This is a genomic window from Streptomyces sirii (assembly GCF_045690365.1).
Classification (GTDB): Bacteria; Actinomycetota; Actinomycetes; order Streptomycetales; family Streptomycetaceae; genus Streptomyces; species Streptomyces sirii.
Genome location: NZ_CP147982.1, coordinates 5,475,672 through 5,496,381, shown reverse-complemented (window position 1 = coordinate 5,496,381; position 20,710 = coordinate 5,475,672). Strand labels below are relative to the sequence as shown.

General features: G+C 74.9%; 16 protein-coding genes. 11 read left to right on the top strand and 5 right to left on the bottom strand.

The window, feature by feature from the left end; all coding sequences use genetic code 11:
• Nucleotides 1-106: 106 nt before the first annotated feature.
• Together WAB15_RS24925 and WAB15_RS24920 are read right to left on the bottom strand one after the other, a co-directional pair.
• Nucleotides 107-3,328: a sacsin N-terminal ATP-binding-like domain-containing protein gene (locus WAB15_RS24925; RefSeq protein ID WP_407289292.1), complete on the bottom strand. Its 3,222-nt coding sequence runs from the start codon at nt 3,326-3,328 to the stop codon at nt 107-109.
• Between the two features lie 232 nt (nt 3,329-3,560).
• Nucleotides 3,561-4,466 (bottom strand): DUF3027 domain-containing protein, encoded by a 906-nt coding sequence (locus WAB15_RS24920; RefSeq protein WP_399148592.1) that lies wholly within the window; start codon nt 4,464-4,466, stop codon nt 3,561-3,563.
• A 410-nt stretch (nt 4,467-4,876) separates the two neighbouring features.
• Here WAB15_RS24920 and WAB15_RS24915 point away from each other — a divergent pair, with 410 nt between their 5' ends.
• From WAB15_RS24915 to WAB15_RS24900, 4 genes are all read left to right on the top strand, one after another.
• The gene (locus WAB15_RS24915) at nt 4,877-6,304 is read left to right on the top strand and encodes an MFS transporter (protein ID WP_407287607.1); all 1,428 of its coding nucleotides are present in this window, start codon (nt 4,877-4,879) and stop codon (nt 6,302-6,304) included.
• 103 nt (nt 6,305-6,407) lie between these two features.
• Nucleotides 6,408-6,911 (top strand): hypothetical protein, encoded by a 504-nt coding sequence (locus WAB15_RS24910; RefSeq protein WP_399148594.1) that lies wholly within the window; start codon nt 6,408-6,410, stop codon nt 6,909-6,911.
• Between the two features lie 43 nt (nt 6,912-6,954).
• Nucleotides 6,955-7,692: a futalosine hydrolase gene (locus tag WAB15_RS24905; RefSeq protein WP_407289291.1), complete on the top strand. Its 738-nt coding sequence runs from the start codon at nt 6,955-6,957 to the stop codon at nt 7,690-7,692.
• Nucleotides 7,693-7,703: 11 nt separating this feature from the next.
• Entirely contained in the window at nt 7,704-8,555 is an 852-nt protein-coding gene (locus WAB15_RS24900; protein ID WP_407287606.1) for a 1,4-dihydroxy-6-naphthoate synthase, read from the top strand.
• Nucleotides 8,556-8,580: 25 nt separating this feature from the next.
• On the opposite strand, the gene WAB15_RS24895 is transcribed toward WAB15_RS24900, so the two are convergent.
• Nucleotides 8,581-8,964 (bottom strand): cold-shock protein, encoded by a 384-nt coding sequence (locus WAB15_RS24895; protein ID WP_069572471.1) that lies wholly within the window; start codon nt 8,962-8,964, stop codon nt 8,581-8,583.
• Nucleotides 8,965-9,157: 193 nt separating this feature from the next.
• Here WAB15_RS24895 and WAB15_RS24890 point away from each other — a divergent pair, with 193 nt between their 5' ends.
• Nucleotides 9,158-9,427, top strand: a complete 270-nt coding sequence (locus WAB15_RS24890) for a hypothetical protein (protein WP_407287605.1) — start codon at nt 9,158-9,160, stop codon at nt 9,425-9,427.
• On the opposite strand, the gene WAB15_RS24885 is transcribed toward WAB15_RS24890, so the two are convergent.
• On the bottom strand, nt 9,373-10,029 hold the full coding sequence (locus WAB15_RS24885; RefSeq protein WP_407287604.1) for an HAD family hydrolase: 657 nt from the start codon (nt 10,027-10,029) through the stop codon (nt 9,373-9,375). The two genes, WAB15_RS24890 and WAB15_RS24885, sit on opposite strands and share 55 nt — an antisense overlap.
• Before the next feature lie 141 nt (nt 10,030-10,170).
• Between WAB15_RS24885 and WAB15_RS24880 the strand changes: the two genes are divergently transcribed.
• Together WAB15_RS24880 and WAB15_RS24875 are read left to right on the top strand one after the other, a co-directional pair.
• Nucleotides 10,171-11,229 carry an ABC transporter substrate-binding protein gene (locus WAB15_RS24880; RefSeq protein ID WP_407287603.1) on the top strand — a complete coding sequence of 353 codons (1,059 nt, stop codon included), beginning with the start codon at nt 10,171-10,173 and terminating at the stop codon, nt 11,227-11,229.
• 490 nt (nt 11,230-11,719) lie between these two features.
• Nucleotides 11,720-13,414: a trypsin-like serine peptidase gene (locus tag WAB15_RS24875; protein WP_407287602.1), complete on the top strand. Its 1,695-nt coding sequence runs from the start codon at nt 11,720-11,722 to the stop codon at nt 13,412-13,414.
• Between the two features lie 94 nt (nt 13,415-13,508).
• Here the strand turns inward: WAB15_RS24875 and WAB15_RS24870 are convergent, their stop codons facing one another.
• Nucleotides 13,509-14,795 carry a hypothetical protein gene (locus WAB15_RS24870; protein WP_407287601.1) on the bottom strand — a complete coding sequence of 429 codons (1,287 nt, stop codon included), beginning with the start codon at nt 14,793-14,795 and terminating at the stop codon, nt 13,509-13,511.
• 211 nt (nt 14,796-15,006) lie between these two features.
• Here WAB15_RS24870 and WAB15_RS24865 point away from each other — a divergent pair, with 211 nt between their 5' ends.
• The 4 genes from WAB15_RS24865 (at nt 15,007) to WAB15_RS24850 (ending at nt 20,564) form a co-directional block, all read left to right on the top strand.
• A complete protein-coding gene (locus WAB15_RS24865; RefSeq protein WP_407287600.1) occupies nt 15,007-17,532 on the top strand; it encodes a helicase-associated domain-containing protein in 2,526 nt (841 codons plus the stop codon).
• Between the two features lie 305 nt (nt 17,533-17,837).
• Nucleotides 17,838-18,245 carry a hypothetical protein gene (locus WAB15_RS24860; RefSeq protein WP_407287599.1) on the top strand — a complete coding sequence of 136 codons (408 nt, stop codon included), beginning with the start codon at nt 17,838-17,840 and terminating at the stop codon, nt 18,243-18,245.
• Between the two features lie 227 nt (nt 18,246-18,472).
• Nucleotides 18,473-18,616 carry a hypothetical protein gene (locus WAB15_RS24855; protein ID WP_407287598.1) on the top strand — a complete coding sequence of 48 codons (144 nt, stop codon included), beginning with the start codon at nt 18,473-18,475 and terminating at the stop codon, nt 18,614-18,616.
• Nucleotides 18,617-18,914: 298 nt separating this feature from the next.
• Entirely contained in the window at nt 18,915-20,564 is a 1,650-nt protein-coding gene (locus WAB15_RS24850; protein ID WP_407287597.1) for a DNA repair helicase XPB, read from the top strand.
• Nucleotides 20,565-20,710: the final 146 nt, after the last annotated feature.

Here is a 20,710-nt window from a genome sequence, read left to right as displayed (position 1 = left end):
ATAGGCCGCTGGTCATCGTTCGGTCACTGCGGTCAGGAACGGACAGCTCTCCGGCTGAGGACCGGTCCCCGTCGCACCGCGGCGGGGACCGGTCCGCACATCCGGGTCAGTCGAACCAGCGCGCCCGCGCCAGCTCCTCGCCCCGGTCCGGGTCCTCCAGCAGCGCCGCGACCTCGAAGCGGCGCGGCCACTGGCCGGCCGCCCAGGCCAGGCCGGCCGCGACGCCCTCCAGGGTCGCGGCGTGCAGGGTGCCGTCGGGAGTCCAGCGCCAGTCCGGTTCGGCGGTGGCGTCCGGGCCGTCGCCGACGAGCAGCTCCTCGTGCTCCAGGTACGACTCGGGGGTGGCGGGGCCGAGCAGGACCCGTACGGCCTCCGGGACCTCGTGGCGTACGCCCTCGGAGCGCACCTCGGCGGCGACCGCCTCGCTCAGCCTGCGCACCTGCAGCAGCTCGGCGAGGTCCGCGGCGCGCGCCGGGCGCACCGGCAGCAGGGGGAGCCCCGCCGCCAGCGGCATCAGATCCGGGGCGTCGGCGACCACGGCGTCCGCCGCGTCCACCACCCGCACCTCCCGGTCGAGCACGGCCCGCAGCTCGTCGGGGAGCGTCACCTGATCGGGGTCGAGGTCCGCCAGCAGGCCGTAGAGGCCGTGGAGTTGCGCCGCGCCCACCGCCAGGTCCGGGTCGGCGAGGCGGGCCAGCAGTTCGGCCGCGCCGCCCGGCTCGTCCAGGAGGGCGGCGACGGTGGTGCGCACGCCGAGCGCGCGCAGCACCTGGGCGTCGACCTCGCCGGCGTCCGCGGACTCGTAGAGGCCGGCCAGCAGCGGGTCGCCGCCCGCCGCGCGCAGACCGGCGGGCCGCCGCCCGTCCAGCACCGGGTGGCCGCGCAGCCACCAGGCGGTGTAGGGGCGTACGGACTCGGTGGTGCCGTCGGGCAGGAGCACCCGGGCGGGTGCGGTGAGCGCGTCGCGCAGCGGCGGCTGGGAGAGCATCGCCAGCACCTGCGGCCAGGCGTCGTCGTCGACCAGGTCGAGGTCGCGGACGGCCACCAGTTCGGTGAGCACCGGCGGGACCGGCGTGTCCGGCAGGGCGTCGAGGAGGTCCTCGCACCACACGTCGACGGCGTCCAGCAGCCCGGCGTCGTCCGGCTCGGCGAAGTCCCCGTCGCGGGGCTCCAGCTCGTCCGGGTCGAGGACGACATCGGCGGCCCGTACGAGCGCGAAGGCGGCCATGACGCCCACGGCGGTCAGCGGCTGCTCACCCCACCGTGCGGCCAACTCCGCTTCGCACGCGGCGAGTTCACCCTCGCGGATGACCCGCTCGAAAGCGCTGCCCGGGTACACCAGCTCACCCGCCGGCGCCAGCTCGCCGTCCTCGTCGGGCAGCGCGAGGGCGCCGAGCCAGGGCTCGTCGCCGGGCGAGAGATTGGCGTCGCGGACCAGTCCGAGCACCATCTCCGCCAGCTCCTCCGCGCCCAGCGGGGCCCCGGCCCCGCCGCCGGCGAAGTCGTCCGCGAAGACGTCGTAGGCGTCCTCGTCCGCGTCCAGCGAGTTCTCCACGGCCGCCCGCACCTGAGGCGTCGTCAGTACGGCGCGGGGCGCGGCCGGGGTGGCGCCGAGCTTCTCCAGCAGCGGGTGCACCGCGTCGGGGTGGGCGACCTTCAGCCCGAGCCGGGCGAGCGTACGGTGCCGGGAGGCGTCCTCGCCGTCCGCGGGGCCGTCGCCGGGCAGCGGCAGCAGCACCTGGCGCGGCCCGATGGTGGTGCGCGCGGTGCCACTCGCCCCGCCGGGGCCCTGGCCGGTCGTGCCCGCGAGCGGCACGGGCAGTCCGCTGAGCCGGTCCGGGTCGGTGCCGGCCAGCGCGTCGTACAGCCGCCACCACCAGTCGGGGGCCCGCTCGATGCCCGCCAGGCGGTCGACCATCTCCCCGAGCGGCACCCGGGCCACGCCCAGCGACCGCAGCTCCGGGCGCCGTTCGAGGCCGGCCGGCAGCAGGCTGGGGAACAGCTCGGCCAGCACCGCGACCGTCGCGGCCCCGGCACCCTCGACCACCTCGGCCTCCACGGGCCGCAGGACATAGCGCACCGCGTCCTCGCCGGAGTCCCATGCGCTCTCCGCCGGGGCCTCGGGCTCGGCCCGCTCCCCCTCGCCCGGCGCGCCCGCGCTCGGCAGGAACCGCACCCGCGGCAGCAGCGCGAGCACCCGCCGGCGCAGCTCGCCGTCCAGTCCGCCCTTGCCCAGCGGGCCCGGTACCAGGTCGAGGGTGGCGACGGACACCGGCTGCCAGTCCGCGAGCAGCGCCGCGTAGACCTCGGCCACCCGCTCCACCAGGAAGTCCGTCAGCGGGCCCGGGTGGACGTGGCGCCGGGTCGGCTCCAGCGGGAACGAGGCGATCAGCAGCCCGGGCAGCCCCAGCGGCTCGTCCGTCGGCGTCGGCGCGTGCACCACCGGCGCGGTCCCCGGGCGCGCCGGCGCGCCCTCGGAGTCCACCGGCACCGCCCAGGTCACCGACCACGACGGCCGCAGCCGCTCCTCGACGGGCCGGTCCGCGAGCAGCGCCGGGTCCAGCGACCCGCCGTCGGTCGCCACCCGCCAGCGGGTGGCGCCCCGCTCGCTGTCCTCGATCAGGACGTACGGGCCGTCCTGACGCCGCCTCAACTCGCGTACGCCCTCGGGGGTCTCGACCACGACCTCGGCCAGCCCCGGCAGCGTCAGCAGCAGCGCCGCGTCGATACCGTCCAGCAGCCGTTCGGCGAGGTCCTGTGCCGCGCCGTCCCGCAGCGGCAGCACGACGGCGGTGTCGTACCCGTCGGGCGCGGTGCCCTCCGCGGGCAGCGGCAGCCGCAGCAGCGGTACGTGGCCCTCGCGGCGGCGCAGTTCGCCGCCCAGGCCGGGGCTGTGCGCCGCCACCTCCTGCGCGAGCGTGCGGGCCTCGGCCAGCGACCACCGCACCCCGCCGGTGCGTCCCACCAGGGCCGGCTCGTCGCTCACGGACAGCACCGCGGCGAAGCCCACGCCGAACCGGCCGACCGCGCCGGCCGCCGCACCGGCCTCCCGCTTGGCGGAGGCGCGCAGCGTCGACAGCGACTCGACTCCGGTGGCGTCGAGGGGGGCGCCGGTGTTGGAGGCGACGAGTACGGCGGGGGCACCGCCGTTGGCCGGGTGCAGGGTCAGCCGCAGCCGGCCGGGGACGCCGGCGCGGGCCGCCGCGTCCGCCGCGTTCTGCGCCAGCTCCACGGCGAGCCGGTCGCGGTAGCCGCCGAGCGCGAGGTCCTCCTCGGCGTTGGCGTCCTCCCGGAACCGGGCCGGTGACGCGGCCCAGGCGTCCAGCACGCCGCGCCGCAGTCGAGCCGTCCCGAACGGGTCTCCGGCTGCGCCTCGCACCCACGACGTTGCGGTCACGTCTCTCGTCTCCCTCGCTTGTCGTTGGAGAGACGGTATCGCCCCACGTCGCCGGGTGCGGCGCCGTGCCCGCTTCCCGCCTTCGGCGGCGGGTTCGCGTGGCGGGGACGTGCGGGGGCCGGCGAAGGCCCGGCCGCGGCGGGGCGCGGTCGGGCCGGTGGCCTCAGCTGTGGCCCAGCTCCTCCGCGGGCCCGGCCTCCTCGACCGAACCGCCGTCGCGCTCCGGCCGCAGGGACAGCGGCTCCACCACCGTCTCGTCGACCACCGGCGCGGGCGGCCGCGGCGTCTTGGGCATCACGGCGGCCTCGGAGTGCGCCCCGCAGCCGTACGACAGGGAGACCACCCGGCCGTCCGCCGGGGCGAACTCGTTGGCGCACACGCCGAAGGCCTGGCGCAGGGAGCCGGTGAGCGGGGTGAGGAAGCCGCAGGTCAGGCAGGTGGCGGGGGCCGCCTGGGCCATCGGGGTCTTCGCGCCGTACGCCTCTTCCCAGCGGTCGGCGGCGGCATGCAGGCCGTAGCGGGACAGGACCCGGGCGCGGCGCATGCCGAGCTCCTCGGCGACGTCCGCGATGCCGCCGCGCGCGGGCGTGGGCTGGATCGCCGGCGAGCCCGGGACGACGTCCGCCTCCTCGGTGTCGGCGACCTCGGCGGCCATGCCCTCGGCGACGGCGGAGTTCGGCGGCGGGCCGTCCTCGCCGGAGAAGCCCGGCTCCAGCCGCAGGTCCTCGGCCTCCGTGGGCAGCAGATCGCCGGGGCCCATGTCGCCGGGGCGCAGCCGCTCGCTCCAGGGCACCCACTCCGGCGCGAGCAGCGCGTCGGGGCCGGGCAGCAGCACCGCCTCGTCGAGGGTGACGAGCTTGGCCCGGGAGGCCCGGGCGACCGTCACCGCCCAGCGCCAGCCGCGGTAGCCGGGCTCGTTGGAGGCGAAGAGGTGGGTGACGACACGGTCCGCGTCGGCGACGGCCTCGATGTGGTCGCCGACCATTCCGGGCAGGGCGACTTCCTCCGCCGCCGCCCGGGCAAGGTCGACCGCCGCGGCGCACAGGCGGTCAGGGGTACGGCTTCGCATCGCAGCACTCACAAGAATCGATTCTCTCTTCCACGCCGTCTCACGAGTGCGCCAGCCGGAGCTGTCCTTGTCCTGTCCGGACGACCGGCGGGGCCGGGGGCGGGCGGAGCGGACCTGGGGACCGCGTCGACGTCCGCGCCCGATCGGTTCGGTCGAGCGCACCTCATAGACCCATTCTGCGGGATCGCGGAACGCAATGAGACACGCGGCCAAAACCGACCGCCGGTGGCGCGCTACACACGCTACCCCTTCAGCGGTGTACGACTCCTCGGCGGGAGCGCAAATGTCCGCGCCGGCGACCGTGCTCCGGGGCGCCTCGCGCGGCGGTGCGAAGAAAACGCCCTCCCCTGGGCGAGTTGGGGCACTATGGCCGAGTGGCTGCTGCCGCAAGGGCGTCGAGGGTGTCGAAGGTGGCGAAGGCATCGCGGAAGTCGTCGAGAGTGTCCTCGCGCGAGCCGTCCCGGGACGGCTTCGGGGACGGCCCTGCCCGGCGGGCGGGCCGGTCGGTCGGCCGTGCGCTGCGCCGGCCGTTCACCGGCGCGGCGCGCCGGGTGCGGCGGGCGACGCACGCGCACGGCGCGGGCGAGTCGGGGCTCGGCAAGCTGATCGAGCTGCACGCGGTGAACTCGGCCGGCGACATGCTCATCACGGTCGCGCTGGCCTCGACGGTGTTCTTCTCGGTGCCGACACACGAGGCGCGGGGCCGGGTGGCGCTGTATCTGGCGGTCACGATGGCGCCGTTCGCGCTGCTGGCGCCGGTGATCGGCCCGCTGCTGGACCGGGTCCCGCACGGCCGCCGGGCGGCGATGGCGGGCGCGATGCTGGCCCGGGCGCTGCTGGCGGTGTCGATGTCGGGCGCGGTGGCGACCGGCGGGCTGGAGCTGTATCCGGCGGCGCTGGGCGTGCTGGTGGCGTCGAAGGCGTACGGCGTGGTGCGCAGTGCGGTGGTGCCGCGGCTGCTGCCCCCGCGGATCTCGCTGGTCAGGGCCAACTCCCGGGTCACACTCGCGGGGCTGCTGGCCACGGGGGTGGCGGCGCCGGCCGCGGCCGGACTGCATCTGATCGGGCCGAGCTGGCCGCTGTACGGGGCGTTCGCGGTGTTCGCGACCGGTACGTTCCTGTCGTTCTCGCTGCCGCACAAGGTCGACTCGGACAAGGGCGAGGCGCGGGCCCGTCTGGCGTCCCACGAGGCGGTGGCGAAGGACGCGGCGGGCGGCAAGCCGGCGAAGCCGGGGCTGCGCACCGTCGGGCCGTCGGTGCTGCACGGGCTCCAGGCCAACGTCTGCCTGCGGGCGCTCTCCGGCTTTCTGACGTTCTTCCTGGCCTTCCTGCTGCGCGAGCATCCGCTGGGCGGGCTGGGGCCGGCCGCCTCGCTGGGGCTGGTGGCGGTGGCGGCCGGGGCGGGCAACGCGCTGGGGACGGCCGTCGGGGCGTGGCTGAAGGCCCGCGGGCCGGAGCAGATCATCGCGGCGGTGCTGGGGCTGGCGCTGTGCACGACGGTGCTCGCGGCGGTGTTCTACGCCGCGGCGGCGCCCGTCGTGGTCACCGCGGCCGCGGCCTGCGCGGGGCTGTGCCAGGCGCTGGGGAAGCTGTCGCTGGACGCGATGATCCAGCGCGATGTGCCGGAGGTGGTGCGCACCTCGGCGTTCGCCCGCTCCGAGACGGCGCTGCAGATGTCGTGGGTGGTCGGTGGCGCGATCGGGATCTCGCTGCCGCTGGTCGGGGCGCTGGGGATGTCGGTGGCCGCGGCGCTGGTGGCGCTGGGCGTGGTGCTGGCCGTACGGGGGCTGCTGAGCGCGGCGGGACGAGGCGGCGGGCCGACGCCCCGGGTGGCCTGAAGGGGGCGGCGGACCGGCCCGTCGGGGGCACGGCTTCGGACCGGCCGCGCGGCACGCCGCACCCGGGCGTGGCGTGAGCTGGGGCGCCCGATAGCCTGCCCGTATGACCGCTGCGTTGATCTCCTGGGGCAAGGGCCGCCGCGCCGCTGCCGCCATCGGTGCCGTGTCCCTGGGTCTTGTCACCCTCTCCGCCTGCGAGAAGCCGACCGCGCTCGCGACCGTGACCGTCGGTTCGACGACGGTGACGGCCGAGGCCACGCCCGGCTGCGACGGCAACGGCGAGGACCTGTCCCGGAAGGAGGTCGCGGCCTGCCTCACCAAGAAGGGCGGCAAGACGATCACCGTGCACCCGGGTGAGCAGGTGCGCGTCGGCGTCGACCCGGAGGTCGCCAAGTCCGGGTGGGTCGTCTTCGGCGGGGGCCCGGTCATGCGCGAGCCCAGCAAGCAGACGTACCGCAGCTTCGACGCGGACACCCTCTTCATGCAGCAGAACCCGCAGACCGGCCAGACGTCGTACACCAAGGACGTCACCCTCCAGGTCGCGGAGATCGGCACCGGCCAGGGTCCCAAGACGATGTGGCACTTCACGCTGAAGCAGAAGGACTGAGCGCGCTGAGCGCGCGGCGTCCGCGCACGGTGCGGGCCTCGTGATGCGGGTCCTGGTCGTCACGGCGGTGGCCGCCGAGGGCGATGCGGTCCGCAGTGGCTGGGCCGCCGGGCCGGGCGAGGCGGAGCCGTGGTCGCTGCCCGGCGGTTATGAGCTGCGGCGTGTGCACGGCAGGGCCGTCGGCTTCGACGTGCTGGCCGCCGGTGTCGGTCCGGCCGCCGCGGCCGCCGGCACGGCCACCGCGCTGACCGCCGCCGCGGTCGCCGCCGCGCCCTACGACCTGGTGGTCTCGGCGGGGATCGGCGGCGGATTCGCCGGCGCGCCCCTGGGGTCGGTGGTCGTCGCCGAGGCGATCGTCGCGGCCGACCTGGGCGCCCAGACCCCCGACGGCTTCGTCCCGGTCACCGAACTCGGCTTCGGAACGGTGGCACACCGCCCCGAGAAGGCGCTGGTCGACGCCGTCGCCGCGGCGTCCGGCGGGGCCGTGGGCACCATCGTCACCGTCTCCACGGTCACCGGCTCGGCGGCCCGCGCCGCGGAGCTGGCACGGCGTCACCCGGGCGTACTGGCCGAGGCGATGGAGGGCTTCGGGGTCGCCGAGGCGGCCGCCGCGCACGGCGTGGCGGTGCTGGAGCTGCGCACCGTCTCCAACGCCGTCGGCCCCCGCGACCGCGCCGCCTGGCGCATCGGCGACGCGCTCGCCGCCCTGTCCGGCGCCTTTCGTACGCTTCCCGAAGCCCTGGCCGCCCACGGGACGGCCGGTCAACCGCACCGTCCCTAGAGGAGGACACCGTGACCCGGCCGCTGCAGATCGCGTACTCGCCGTGCCCGAACGACACCTTCGTCTTCGACGCCCTGGCGCACGGCCGCGTCCCGCAGGCGCCGGACCTCGCGGTCACCTTCGCCGACATCGACCTCACCAACGGCATGGCCGAGCGCGGCGAGTTCGATGTGCTGAAGGTGTCGTACGCGGTGCTGCCGTGGGTGCTCCAGGAGTACGCGCTGCTGCCCTGCGGCGGGGCGCTGGGCCGCGGCTGCGGGCCGCTGGTGCTGACCCGGCGGCAGGGCACGGCCGCGGACCTGGCGGGCAGGACGATCGCGGTGCCCAGCGAGCGGTCCACCGCGTATCTGCTGTTCCGGCTGTGGGCGGCGGCCGAGGTGCCCGGCGGCGTCGGCGAGATCGTCGTACTGCCGTTCCACGAGATCATGCCGGCGGTCCGCGACGGCAAGGTCGACGCGGGCCTGGTCATCCACGAGGCCCGCTTCACGTACCAGAACTACGGCCTGGTCTGCCTGGCCGACATGGGCGAGCACTGGGAGCACACCACCGGCCTGCCGATCCCGCTCGGCGCGATCATCGCCAAGCGGTCGCTGGGCGAGCGGACGCTGCGCGACCTCGCGGCCGCCGTGCGCACCTCGGTCCTGATGGCCTGGGACGACCCGGAGGCCTCCCGCCCCTACGTCCTGGAGCACGCCCAGGAGATGGACCCGAAGGTCGCCGACCAGCACATCGGGCTGTACGTCAACGAGTTCACCGCCGACCTCGGCGAGGACGGCTATGCCGCGGTGCGCGGGCTGCTCACCCGCGCCGCGGCCGAGGGGCTCGTACCGCCCCTCGGCCGCGATGCGCTGCGATTCGTGTGAGGTGGGTCGTCCTGGGCGGGCCCGCTCAGACGTCCAGTTGGTCGGCGACCGCGCGCAGCATGCCGGCGATCTTCGAGCCGTGCGCCTTGTCGGGGTAGCGGCCGCGCTCCAGTTGCTGGGTGACGTTCTCCAGCAGCGTGGTGAGGTCCTGCACGATCGAGGCGAGTTCGTCGGGCTTGCGGCGCTGGGCCGCGGCTACCGAGGGGGCGGGGTCGAGGAGTGTCACGGTCAGCGCCTGGTCGCCGCGCTGGCCCGCGACGACGCCGAATTCGACGCGCTGGCCAGGCTTGAGTGCGGCCACGCCGTCGGGCAGCACCGACGAGTGCACGAAGACGTCACCGCCGTCATCGCGGGAGAGAAAGCCGAAGCCCTTCTCACTGTTGAACCACTTGACCTTGCCGGTAGGCACGTCTGTCCTCGTCCTCGTACTCGTTGGAAAAAACATGGGCCGTCCACCGCGAAGCAGCGACGGAATCGGGTCTGGATAGCAATGCAGCGGGCCGACAGGACCCGCCACCACCAAGGCTAATGGTCCCCAGGCCGGTGACAAGACGCCGCCGGGTGGATCCTCAGCGCTTCTGGCCCGGACTTACCCTGGTCAGGTGTCTGACGAAACTCCCCAGGCCGGGGATCTGCTGGTCCGAATCGGCGCGATCATGTTCCTAGTTGGCGCAGCGGCCACTCTCGCCACCGTGACGCCGCTGTTCATCGGGACCCACCCGCTGCCGTCCGCCTTCTACTGGGTCTGCATGCTGATGGGCCTCGGCTTCCTGATCGCCGCGACCGGAGTGGTCCGCTCCGCCGCCGCTCAGCGCCGTCAGGCCGAGGCGGCCTCCGAGGGATCCGCCCCTTCCGCCCCTTCCGCGATGTAGCGATTCAGCCACTCCGGGAACTCCGTGAGGTCGTCGAGCAGCACATCGGCGCCGGCCGCCCGCAGTTCGCCGCCGTCGCACGGCCCGGTGGCCACGGCGACCGACAGCGCGCCCGCGGCGTGCGCGCCCCGGACGTCACCGGTGTGGTCGCCGACGTAGATCCGCGCACCGTGCGCACGCAGCGCCTCGGCCTTGGCCTCCGCCCACAGCGAGCCGATGACGGCGTCCGGTTCTATGCCCAGGTGCGTCAGATGCAGCTTGGCGTTCGGCTCGAACTTGGCGGTCACCACGATCGTCCGGCCGCCGGCCGCCGCGACCGCGGCGAGGGCCTCCCGGGCGCCCCGCATGGCCGGCGTCGCCGCGATCGCGTACTGCGGATACAGCGAGCGGTAGAGGTCGCTGATCTCGGCCACCCGCTCCTCGGGGAACCAGCGGCGGATCTCCTGCTCCAGCGGCGGCCCCAGCCGGGTCACCGCGGCCTCGGCGTCGACGAAGGTGCCGGTCCGGGCGGACAGCTCCTCGTACGCGGCCTTGATTCCGGGGCGGGAGTCGATCAGCGTCATATCGAGGTCGAAGCCGACCGTCAGGGGGTACGCAGCCATGCCAGCCATTGTGCAGGCGACCGCGATCGGCCGGGCGGTCAGGCCCTACTCTTAGCCCTGCCTTACCTAGGGTCTGTCCGATGGGTCAGGGCCGGGCCGTCCCGCACCTCCCCCGCGCGCTCGTGCCCGAAAGGACATGTCATGTTCCGTTCCACCGCCGCTCGCCGCGCCGCCGCCGTCTCCCCCATCGGCGTCCTCGCCGCCGCCGGCGTGCTCGCGGCCTCCCTCGCCCTGGCCGGCTGCGGATTCGGCGGTGACGCGTCCTTGGACGGCTCCTCGGGTCCCTTCAAGGCCGCCGACTGCCCCGAGCAACCGGCCACGACCTGGGCCGAGCCGGCCACCGGCGGCGGCACCCACCCGGTGCGGACGGCCATGGGCGAGGTGCGGGTGCCCAACTCCCCGAAGCGGGTGGTCGTCCTGGACACCGCCGAGCTGGACTCCGCGATCACCCTGGGCGTCAAGCCGGTCGGCGCCACCCGCTCCGAGGCGGCCTCCGGTTCGCTCGACTACCTCGCCGGGGACCAGGTCGCCGGCATCAAGGACGTCGGCGAGATCGGCGCGCCCGACCTGGAGGCGATCGCCGCCCTCAAGCCCGATCTGATCCTGACCAGCAAGGTCCGCGACGGCCGGCGCTACGACCGGCTGACGAGGATCGCACCGACCGTGATGACCGAGACCACCGGTTACCCCTGGAAGCAGAACTTCGCCACGCACGCCGACGCGCTGGGCCAGATCCCCCGGGCACGACGCGCGGCCGCCGCGTACGAGGCACACGCCGAGCGGGTCGCCAAGGCCCTCGGCGGCCCGGCGGCCCACAAGCTCCGCACCAACATCGTCCGCTTCGTCGAGGGCGCCGACGCCCGCGTCTACGGCTGCCGGAGCTACATCGGCACCGTCCTCGCCGACATCGGCACCGGCCCGACCGACGTCGTCGACGGCTCCAAGGACGGCCTGATGGTCGAGCTCGGCCCCGAGCGGATCGGCAAGGCCGACGCCGACGCCGTCTTCTACGCCTCCTACGGCACCCCGAAGAAGTCCAAGGAGGCCCAGATCACCACCGGCGGCCGGTGGAAGCGGATGCGGGCCGTCACCGGCGGCCGGTCCTTCCGCGTCGACGACCGGTTGTGGATCCAGGGCATCGGCTACACGGGCGCCGGCAGGATCCTGGACGAGGTGCGGCAGCGGCTGGTGAAGAAGTAGCGGAAGTGGGCGCAAGTCGGCACAAGGAGGAACGAGCGGGCGTCCCACACGAAGGCGGCGGGCGGGCCTTCACCGCCCGTCGCCCCTGCCGCCGGTGGCCTTCCGCGCCGGCGGGCGTCCCCGCGAGGCGAGCGCGCCGGGGAACAAACACGACACTCCGCCCCACCCGGGTGCGGGCGCCAAAAGGGCACACGGCAAGATCGAGCAGGCCGGGCCACCGACGTGCCCGATCCCCCGAGCCGGAACCGCACGATCCGGAGGCCCGGCTGATGAGCTGTCAATGGAAGACCTGATGAGACACATACGTTTGAGACCCGCACTCTGGACGCGCGCCCTCACGGTGGCCGTCTGCGCCGCGATCGCCGGCGGCCTCACGGCGACCGCGACCGCAGCGGATTCCCCGGGGCCCTCGCCCTCCCCTTCCACCGGTTCCGCCGATTCCTCGGGTTCCTCCGCTTCCTCCGCCCGGCCGGAAGAGCGGTCCAAGGGCGTGAGCGACGACGACATCCGGCTGGCCCGGGAGACGGAGCGCTACTGGACCCCGGAGCGGATCCGTGCGGCCGTCCCCGTGGACGACGGCGCCGGCGCGCCGGCCGCCCCCGGGGAGCGGCGAGGGCGCTCGCTGCGAGTGCCGAGCGCCCCGGTGGGCCAAGGCGTCGCCACCGTCGGCGTCTTCCTCATCCGCGCCGGCGACGGATCGGCGACCGCCGACCAGTTCTGCACCGCCGGCTCCGTGGCCTCCCCGACGAAGAGCCTGGTCATGACGGCCGCGCACTGCCTCAAGGGCGACAAGCCCTACCGCAGTGTCGCCTTCGTCCCCGGCTACCGCACCGGCGCGACGAAGCCGGGCCAGCCCGGTGAGACGCCGTACGGGATCTTCCCGATGCTGCCGGGGCAGGTCTGGATCGACGGACGCTATCTGCAGTCGAAGCCCGACGACGACGTGGACTTCGCGCTGCTGCGCCTCGGCCCGAACGCGCAGGGGCAGCTGCTGGAGGACGCGACCGGCCGCGGCAACGAGCTGACCGCCGTGCCCGCCTCGCAGCTGGCGCGCGACAACGTGACCGTCGTCGGCTACCCCGGTGGCCAGAAGACGCCGCTGCAGTGCACCAACAGCACCAAGGCCTTCCAGGGGCGGTTCCTGGAGATCGAGTGCGCCGGATTCCGGTCGGGCGTCAGCGGCGGCCCGTTCCTGGCGGACTTCGACGGCCGGCGCGGCAAACTCGTCGGCGCGATAGGCGGCTACAAGACCGGCGGGCGCTACGACCACATCTCCTACAGCTCGCAGTTCGACGAGGACGTCTTCCGGCTCTACCGCCAGGCGGTCGACGGGGCGCGGCCGGACACCCCGAGCCCCCTGGGGGACGCCACGACCTGGCAGCACACCAAGGTGATGGCCGCCGGCCGCTTCCACAGCTCCTCCGTACGCGACGGCAACAGCGACCTGATCGTGGGCTGGTCCGACGGCGAGGTGACGCTGTACCCCGGGGACGGCGCGCACGGGTTCGGCAAGGGCGTCCGGCTGGCGAACCCCAACTCCACCTGGGCGCACGCCTCGTTCATGACGGCGGGCGACTTCACCGGCTCCGGCACCAACGACCTCGTCGTCCGGTGGTCGGACGGGGAGCTGACGCTCTACCAGGACGTCGACGAGACCAACAAGCTCGGCAAGGAGATCCGGCTGCGTCCCCGCGGCAGCTTCTGGACCCGTGCGCACGGCATCGCCGCGGGCCGCTTCGGCGGCGGCAACCAGCGCGCCGACGACCTCCTCGTCCGCTGGTCCGACGGCCATGTGAGCGTCTACACCAACGTCGACGACAAGGGCCTGCACGCCGAGAAGCGGCTCATCGGCCCCCACAAGACCTGGACCTACGCCCGGGACATCGCCGCCGGCGACTTCACCGCCTCGTCGGCCGGCCAGGACCTGTTCGTCCGCTGGGCCGACGGGGAGGTGTCGGTCTTCGAGGACGCCGCCGGAACGCAGCTGAAGAAGGAGCGGCGGCTGCGGGCACCGAAGTCCCCGTGGCGCAACGTCGCCATGGCGACCGTCGGGGCCTTCGGCGGCGACGGCCGGGCCGACGACGTCGTGGCCCGCTGGCCGGACGGCAAGCTCACCCTCAACCCCGACTCTCGCGCCCAGGCCCTGGGCCGCGAGCGCACGCTGATCCCGAAGCCGGGCAGCTGAGCGGGGCGGCGGGCGGGCGCCCCGCTCAGCTGCCCGGCGCCCGCCCGCCCCGCTCGTACACCCCCGCGCACCACTGCGCCGATACCGGCGACCCTCAGCGCGCCGCCCGTCGCATCCGCCACACCAGGAACAGTGCCGAGGCGACGGCCGCGGTCCGAGCCATGGCCGGCAGGCCGGCGAGGAGTTCCGGTCCCAGGTGGCCTTGGGCGATCGGGTCGCCCCAGCGGCCGTCGAAGCGGCCCCACAGCCAGACCACCAGGCCGGCGGCGACCAGACCCGGCAGGCCGAGCGCCGCGAACTTGGCCTCGGCGGGCGTCAGCCGCCGCGACAAGTAGGCCAGCGCCCAGCCGCCCGCCAGCGCGAGCCACGATCCCAGGGCCGCGCCGGCCACCAGCAGCAGGACGGCGAGCGTCGGCACCGGGCTGAGCCAGGCCCGCAGCGGGACCGGCCCGCCGTCCGCCTCCTCCTCGCCGCCGGTCTCGTCGGCCGCGGTCTCCTCGCCGGCCGCCGCGCCGCGCCGCCGGGCGAGCGCGCGGCGCAGCAGCCCGGGCAGTCCACGCTTCGCGTCCGGCTCCGCCTCCTCGTCGGCGCGCTGCGGCCGATCGCCGCCGGACCCGGCGGTGCCGCCCTTCTTCAGCGACAGCGGGCCGCCGTCACCGTCGCCGTCACCGTCGGCGCCGCTCTTCGGCCGGTCCCATATCTCGGGGATCTCGATCCCGCCGACGAAGCCGGGCACCGTCTCGCCCGGCCCGAACGGCGCCGGCTCCACCCGCCACCAGTCGGGCGCGTCCTGCGCGTCGCCCAGCTCGTCCGCACCGGCGAGGTGCGGGGGCAGACCGGCGGTCGGCGCGGAGGTCGCCGAGGGGTCCGCCGAGCCGTCGCGCGGGGACGGCAGTGGGCCACCGGTCGCGTCCTGGCCGCCCGGGGCGGCCTTGCCCGTCGGCCCGCCGCGCGAGGCCAGATCGCTGAGCCGGTCGCGCGCGCCGGACCACAGCCGGGACGCGCCGGCGGCCCGCGGGGATCGCCGCGGCGGCTCCGCGGGCCGCAGGCCGATCGGCACGGCGGGCCCGTCGTCCGGGGCCGGCCCGCCTCCCGGGGCGGTTCCGCCTCCCGGGGCCGGCCGCGGATCCGTGCCGCCCCCGAAGGCCCCCGGCGGCCGGTCGTCCGCGCCCTGCGCCGCCGCGACCACCGCCTCCGGCGTCCCCAGGCGCGCCAGCAGGCGCCGGACACCGGACGCCGAACCGATCTGCCGGCTGTCTATCTCGGCCCTGAGCCCGCTCACCAGCCGCATCCGCGTGGAGCTGGGCAGGCCCCGCTGCTGGGCCAGGTCGCCCACCCGGCTCAGGTAGTCAAAGACGAGCTGATCGCTCTCGATCCCCACGAAATCCCCTGCGGCGTCCGCTGGTTGCTGCCTCGACGGTACCCCGTCGGCCGGCCGCCGGACCGGAGGGCGGGTGCGCCGCGCACGCGCGCCGTACGGCGGGCCGAGTGCGCCGCCTACGGGCGCCGTGCCGCAGGCGGGATGCGCCGCGCCCCGGCGCCGTACCGCCGCTGACTGCCCCCGCCTCCCCGGCCCCGCTAACGTAGGACGAATGACCGACACGCCGCGCACCCTGGCCGAGGAGCTCCGGACCCGCACCGACAGCGGGCTCATCGGGCTGCTGCGGGCGCGGCCCGACCTGCTCAATCCGGTGCCGGGCGATGTCACGCAGCTGGCGACCCGGGCCGGGACGCGGGCGTCGGTGGTCCGCGCGGTGGAGCGGCTCGACCGGTTCGCGCTGCAGGCCGCCGAGGCGCTGGCGGTGGCGCCCGACCCGTGCCCGTACGCCACGCTGGGCGCGCTGATGAGCGGGGACGCCGGGGACGAGGCGGTCACAGCCGAGCTGCCCCGGGCGGTGGCCGAGCTGCGCGCGCAGGCGCTGGTGTGGGGGCCGGACGACCGGCTGCGGCTGGTGCGCACGGCACGTGAACTGCTCACGCCCAGCCCCGCGCACCCCTCACCGACCGGCCTGGGCCCGACCGTCGCCGAGGCCACGGCCGGGATGTCGCCGGGCCGGCTGCAGGAGATCATCGCGGCGGCCGGCCTGCCCGCCACCCACGACCCGGTCTCCGCGGTCGCCGCGCTCACCTCGCTCTTCCGCGACCGCGCCGGTATGGCGGCGCTGCTGGACACCGCGCCCGCCGAGTCCGTCGCCGTCCTCGACAAGCTGCTGTGGGGCCCGCCGTACGGCGGTGTCACCGACCGGCCGGCCCCCCATCTTCAGTGGCTGCTCGACCGGGGCCTGCTGATCCCGGCGGGCGGCCGCAACGTCGTGCTGCCCAGGGAGGCGGCGCTGCATCTGCGCGGCGGACGCGCACACCGCGCGCCGGAGCCGCTGCCGCCCGCGCTGTCGCCGACGACGGAGCGCGATCCACAGCTTGTGGACAGCGCGGCCGCGAGCCAGGCGTTCACGGCGCTGGCGACCGTCGAGGAGCTGCTCAAGGAGTGGGACCTGGGCGGACCGCCCGTCCTGCGCGCCGGGGGCCTGAGCGTACGCGACCTCAAGCGGACCGCCGTCGCCCTGGACACCACCGAGCAGCTCGCCGCCTTCTGGCTCGAACTCGCCTACGCGGCCGGGCTGATCGCCTCCGACGGCGAGGCCGACGAACGGTACGCGGCGACCCCGGCGGCCGAGGAGTGGCTGGAGCTGCCCGACCCCGAGCGCTGGGCGGTACTGGCGGCCGGCTGGCTGCCGGCGACCCGCACCCCGGGCGTGGTCGGCACCGCCGACGCCAAGGGCCGGGCGCTCGCCGCCCTCGGCCCGAACCTGGACCGCTCCGCGGCACCCGAGGTCCGCCGCCGCGCGCTCGGGCTCCTGGCCGACCTGCCGGCGGGCACCTCCGCACCGGCGACGGCGGTGCTGTCCCGGCTGCGGTGGGAACGTCCGCTGCGCGGCGCGGGAGCCGCACCGGCCCAGGACGCGGCGGCCGCGTCCGGCGAAGGCTCCCCCGCCACGCCCGCCCCCGGAGACGACCTGCGCACCCGCCTGGCCCAATGGGCCCTGTCCGAGGCCGAGTTGCTCGGCGTGACGGGCCGGGGCGCGCTCGCCACCCACGGGCGGACCCTGATCGGCGCCGCCGGCGGCAGCCCGCAGGACGCCGCCGTCCTGCCCACCCCCGCCGAGACCGGCGCCGCCGCGTCCCACGCCGCGGACCTCCTCGCCCCCCTCCTGCCCGAGCCGCTCGACCACGTCCTGCTCCAGGCGGACCTGACCGCCGTCGCCCCCGGGCCGCTGCGCCGCCCGCTCGCCGAGGCGCTCGGCGTACTGGCCGACATCGAGTCCAAGGGCGGTGCGACGGTCTACCGCTTCACGCCCGGCTCGGTACGCCGCGCCCTGGACGCCGGCCGCTCCGCCGCCGAACTCCAGGAGTTCCTGCACGCCCACTCCCGCACGCCGGTCCCGCAGCCGCTCGCCTACCTCATCGACGATGTGGCCCGCAGGCACGGCCAGTTGCGGATCGGCGCGGCCGCCGCGTACGTGCGCTGCGACGACGACGCGCTGCTGTCCGAGATCCTCGCCGACCGCCGCGCCGCCCCGCTGCGCCTGCGCCGCCTCGCCCCGACCGTGCTCGCCGCCCAGACCGCTCCCGAGCAACTCCTGGACGGGCTGCGGGCGATGGGCTACGCACCGGCCGCCGAGTCCGCGGCCGGCGATGTCCTGATCGCCCGTGCCGACTCCTACCGCACCGCACCGCGCAGCGCCCCCGCCCCGGTCCCCGACGGACCGCCGTCCCCCGACGCCACCCTCCTCGAAGCGGCGGTGCGCGCCATCCGCGCCGGCGATCTGGCCGCCACCGCGGAACGCAAGCCGGTCCGCGCACCGGCCCCGTCCCCCGGCGCCCTCCCCCGTACGACGTCCGCGGAGACCCTCGCCACCATGCAGGCCGCGGTGCTGACCAGCTCGGCCCTGTGGATCGGCTACGTCAACGCCGACGGCGCCGCCAGCCAGCGGGTGATCGCCCCCGTACGGGTGGAGGGCGGCTTCGTGACGGCCTACGACCACACCTCCGACGAGGTCCGTACGTATCCGCTGCACCGGATCACGGGCGTGGCGGAACTGGCGGACGACGCGGTCTGACGGCCCGCCGCGGTGGCGAGCGCGGCGCCGGCCGCGGCCCGGGCAAGGACCGTACGCACCCGAATGGGTGATGTCAGAGGCATATTCATTTTCGCTCGTCTCCTTGCCGCACGGGACGGTGGGAGGCCCGAGCCGCCGGATCCGCGCAGGCTGGAGCAGTCCTTGGCCAGGGCTTGCGGTGGAGTGGAAGGTACGGGGCCCGACCGACCGCGCCCCTCAACCATGCAGCGGCGGCAGGGGACTTGGTGCACGCTCGCATCACCACGGCGCCACAGCCGAAGACGAACAAAAGACCCGGGGGACGCATGACGGGACCAACCAACTCGGCCCGGGACGCGGGGCGGGCACTGGCCGAACTGCTCAGGAACTGGTGGGAGTTATCGGCCCGCGACGGCCGCCCCAAGCCCACCCAGCAGTCCCTCGCCGGGCGACTGGGCATCGACCAGACCACCCTCTCCCGCTACCTCAACCCCCAACACCCCTCAACCGCCCCCCTCAAGACCGTCGAACTGCTCCACACGACCCTGCGCGCTCCGGACGCCGACCTCGCCCGGGCCCGCACCTTGGCCACCTCGGCGGCATCCGGCCCGCAGCGCGCGCCCGCCCGCCTCCGACGCGCCACGCCCCGCACCGGCCTCGCCCTGCTGGCCGTCCTCGCCCTCGGCGGCGGCATCGCCCTCCTCGCCGCGCAGGGCCCCGTCATCCGTCGCTGACGGTCCGCCTTCGGCGGGGCGTCGACGGGCGGGGCGGTGACCGGCTGCGCGCACGACCGCCGGACCGCTCACCGAGGACAAGCCGTTCGTCCCATAACCGACTCACCCCGCGTTCGCCGTTCTCAGCGACGCAGGTCACGGGGCAAAATGAACGACGTGACACGGCGTGTACACAGCGTCGCACAGGTCGCATTTCCCACGCACCGACAACGAGCCGGGGGACCTCCATGCCTCATCCGCCTCGCCCCTACTTCGAACTCCGCATCGGCGGATTCCGGGTAACGGCCGACCGCTTCCCGGCACGACTGGTCACAGCGATCGCCACCGCGATGACCTCGGCGATCGGCATATGGACCCTGTACGGCCGCTGACCGGCGCCCACCCCTGCACGCCGTGCCGGAGCGGGCGGATCTGCGAGGCACCTCCCCGCACACACCGATCTGTGAGGTAGCTCTCAGTTCGCCGCGCGCCCTACAAGATCGCTTCTGACCCGTCGCGAGGAAGCGCCTTCCCCGCTCTCCCGCGATAGGCGAGGATGGATGGCTGCGCGCATGCCCGGCGCGCCGGCCGGAACGCCCTTCCGGCGCCGGGTCCGGGGCCGAGCCCGGGCCACAAGAGACGCTCGGGGTGTTTCACTTGTCACCAGGCGACCTATCCGTGGAGGTATGTGTGTCCTGCCTGATCGTCCAGAGCGACAAGACGCTGCTTCTGGAGGTGGACCATGAGCTGGCCGACGCCTGCCGGCGAGCCATCGCGCCCTTCGCCGAGCTGGAGCGGGCGCCGGAGCACATCCATACCTACCGGGTGACGCCGCTGGGGCTGTGGAACGCGCGGGCCGCCGGGCACGACGCCGAGCAGGTCGTGGACGCACTGGTGCAGTTCTCGCGGTATCCGGTGCCGCATGCGCTGCTCGTCGACATCGCGGAGACGATGTCGCGCTACGGGCGGCTGACGCTGGTCAAGCACCCGGCTCACGGGCTGGTGCTGACCAGCACCGACCGCCCGGTGCTGGAGGAGATCCTGCGGTCGAAGAAGGTGCAGCCGCTGGTGGGGGCGCGGCTGGATCCGGACAGCGTCGTCGTCCACCCCTCCGAGCGCGGGCAGATCAAGCAGACGCTGCTCAAGCTCGGCTGGCCGGCCGAGGACCTGGCCGGCTACGTCGACGGCGAGGCGCATCCGATCGAGCTGCGCGAGGACGGCTGGGCGCTGCGCCCATATCAGCAGCAGGCCGTCGAGGGCTTCTGGCACGGCGGCTCGGGCGTGGTCGTCCTGCCGTGCGGCGCGGGCAAGACGCTGGTGGGCGCCGGTGCGATGGCGCAGGCGAAGGCCACCACGCTGATCCTGGTGACGAACACGGTCTCGGCCCGGCAGTGGAAGCACGAGCTGGTCAAGCGGACCTCACTGTCCGAGGACGAGATCGGCGAGTACAGCGGGACGCGCAAGCAGATCCGGCCGGTCACCATCGCGACGTACCAGGTGCTGACCACGAAGCGGAAGGGCGTCTACCCGCATCTGGAGCTCTTCGACTCCCGCGACTGGGGCCTGATCGTCTACGACGAGGTGCATCTGCTGCCCGCGCCGGTCTTCAAGTTCACCGCCGATCTCCAGGCGCGGCGGCGGCTGGGCCTGACCGCGACGCTCGTCCGGGAGGACGGCCGGGAGTCGGACGTCTTCTCGCTCATCGGGCCGAAGCGGTTCGACGCGCCGTGGAAGGAGATCGAGGCGCAGGGCTATATCGCCCCGGCCGACTGCGTCGAGGTCCGGGTCAATCTGACCGAGTCGGAGCGGCTGGCGTATGCGACCGCCGAGACCGAGGAGAAGTACCGCTTCTGTGCGACCACCGCCAGCAAGCAGTTCGTGACCGAGTCGCTGGTCCGCCGGCATCAGGGCGAGCAGACCCTGGTCATCGGGCAGTACATCGACCAGCTGGACGAGCTGGGCGAGCATCTGGACGCGCCCGTGATCAAGGGCGAGACCACCAACGCGCAGCGCGAGAAGCTCTTCGACGCGTTCCGGGAGGGCGAGATCTCGGTGCTCGTCGTCTCGAAGGTCGCGAACTTCTCGATCGACCTTCCCGAGGCGACGGTGGCGATCCAGGTGTCGGGCACCTTCGGCTCCCGCCAGGAGGAGGCCCAGCGGCTGGGCCGGGTACTGCGCCCCAAGGCGGACGGGCACGAGGCGCGGTTCTACTCGGTCGTCGCCCGCGACACCATCGACCAGGACTTCGCGGCACACCGCCAGCGCTTCCTGGCCGAGCAGGGGTACGCGTACCGGATCGTCGACGCGGACGAGCTGCTGGCGGCCGACGAGGACGTGTGACGGTCCGGACAACCCGAAATATCGCCCACGCCCGCCGCGTTGTGGCCTCGTAGGGGGCCCTCGCGTCCCCTACGGGATGTGTTCCCCCACCCCCTAGGTACCACCGCGCCGTACCGCCGCGCCGCGCCGCGCTTCGGTACCGCCCC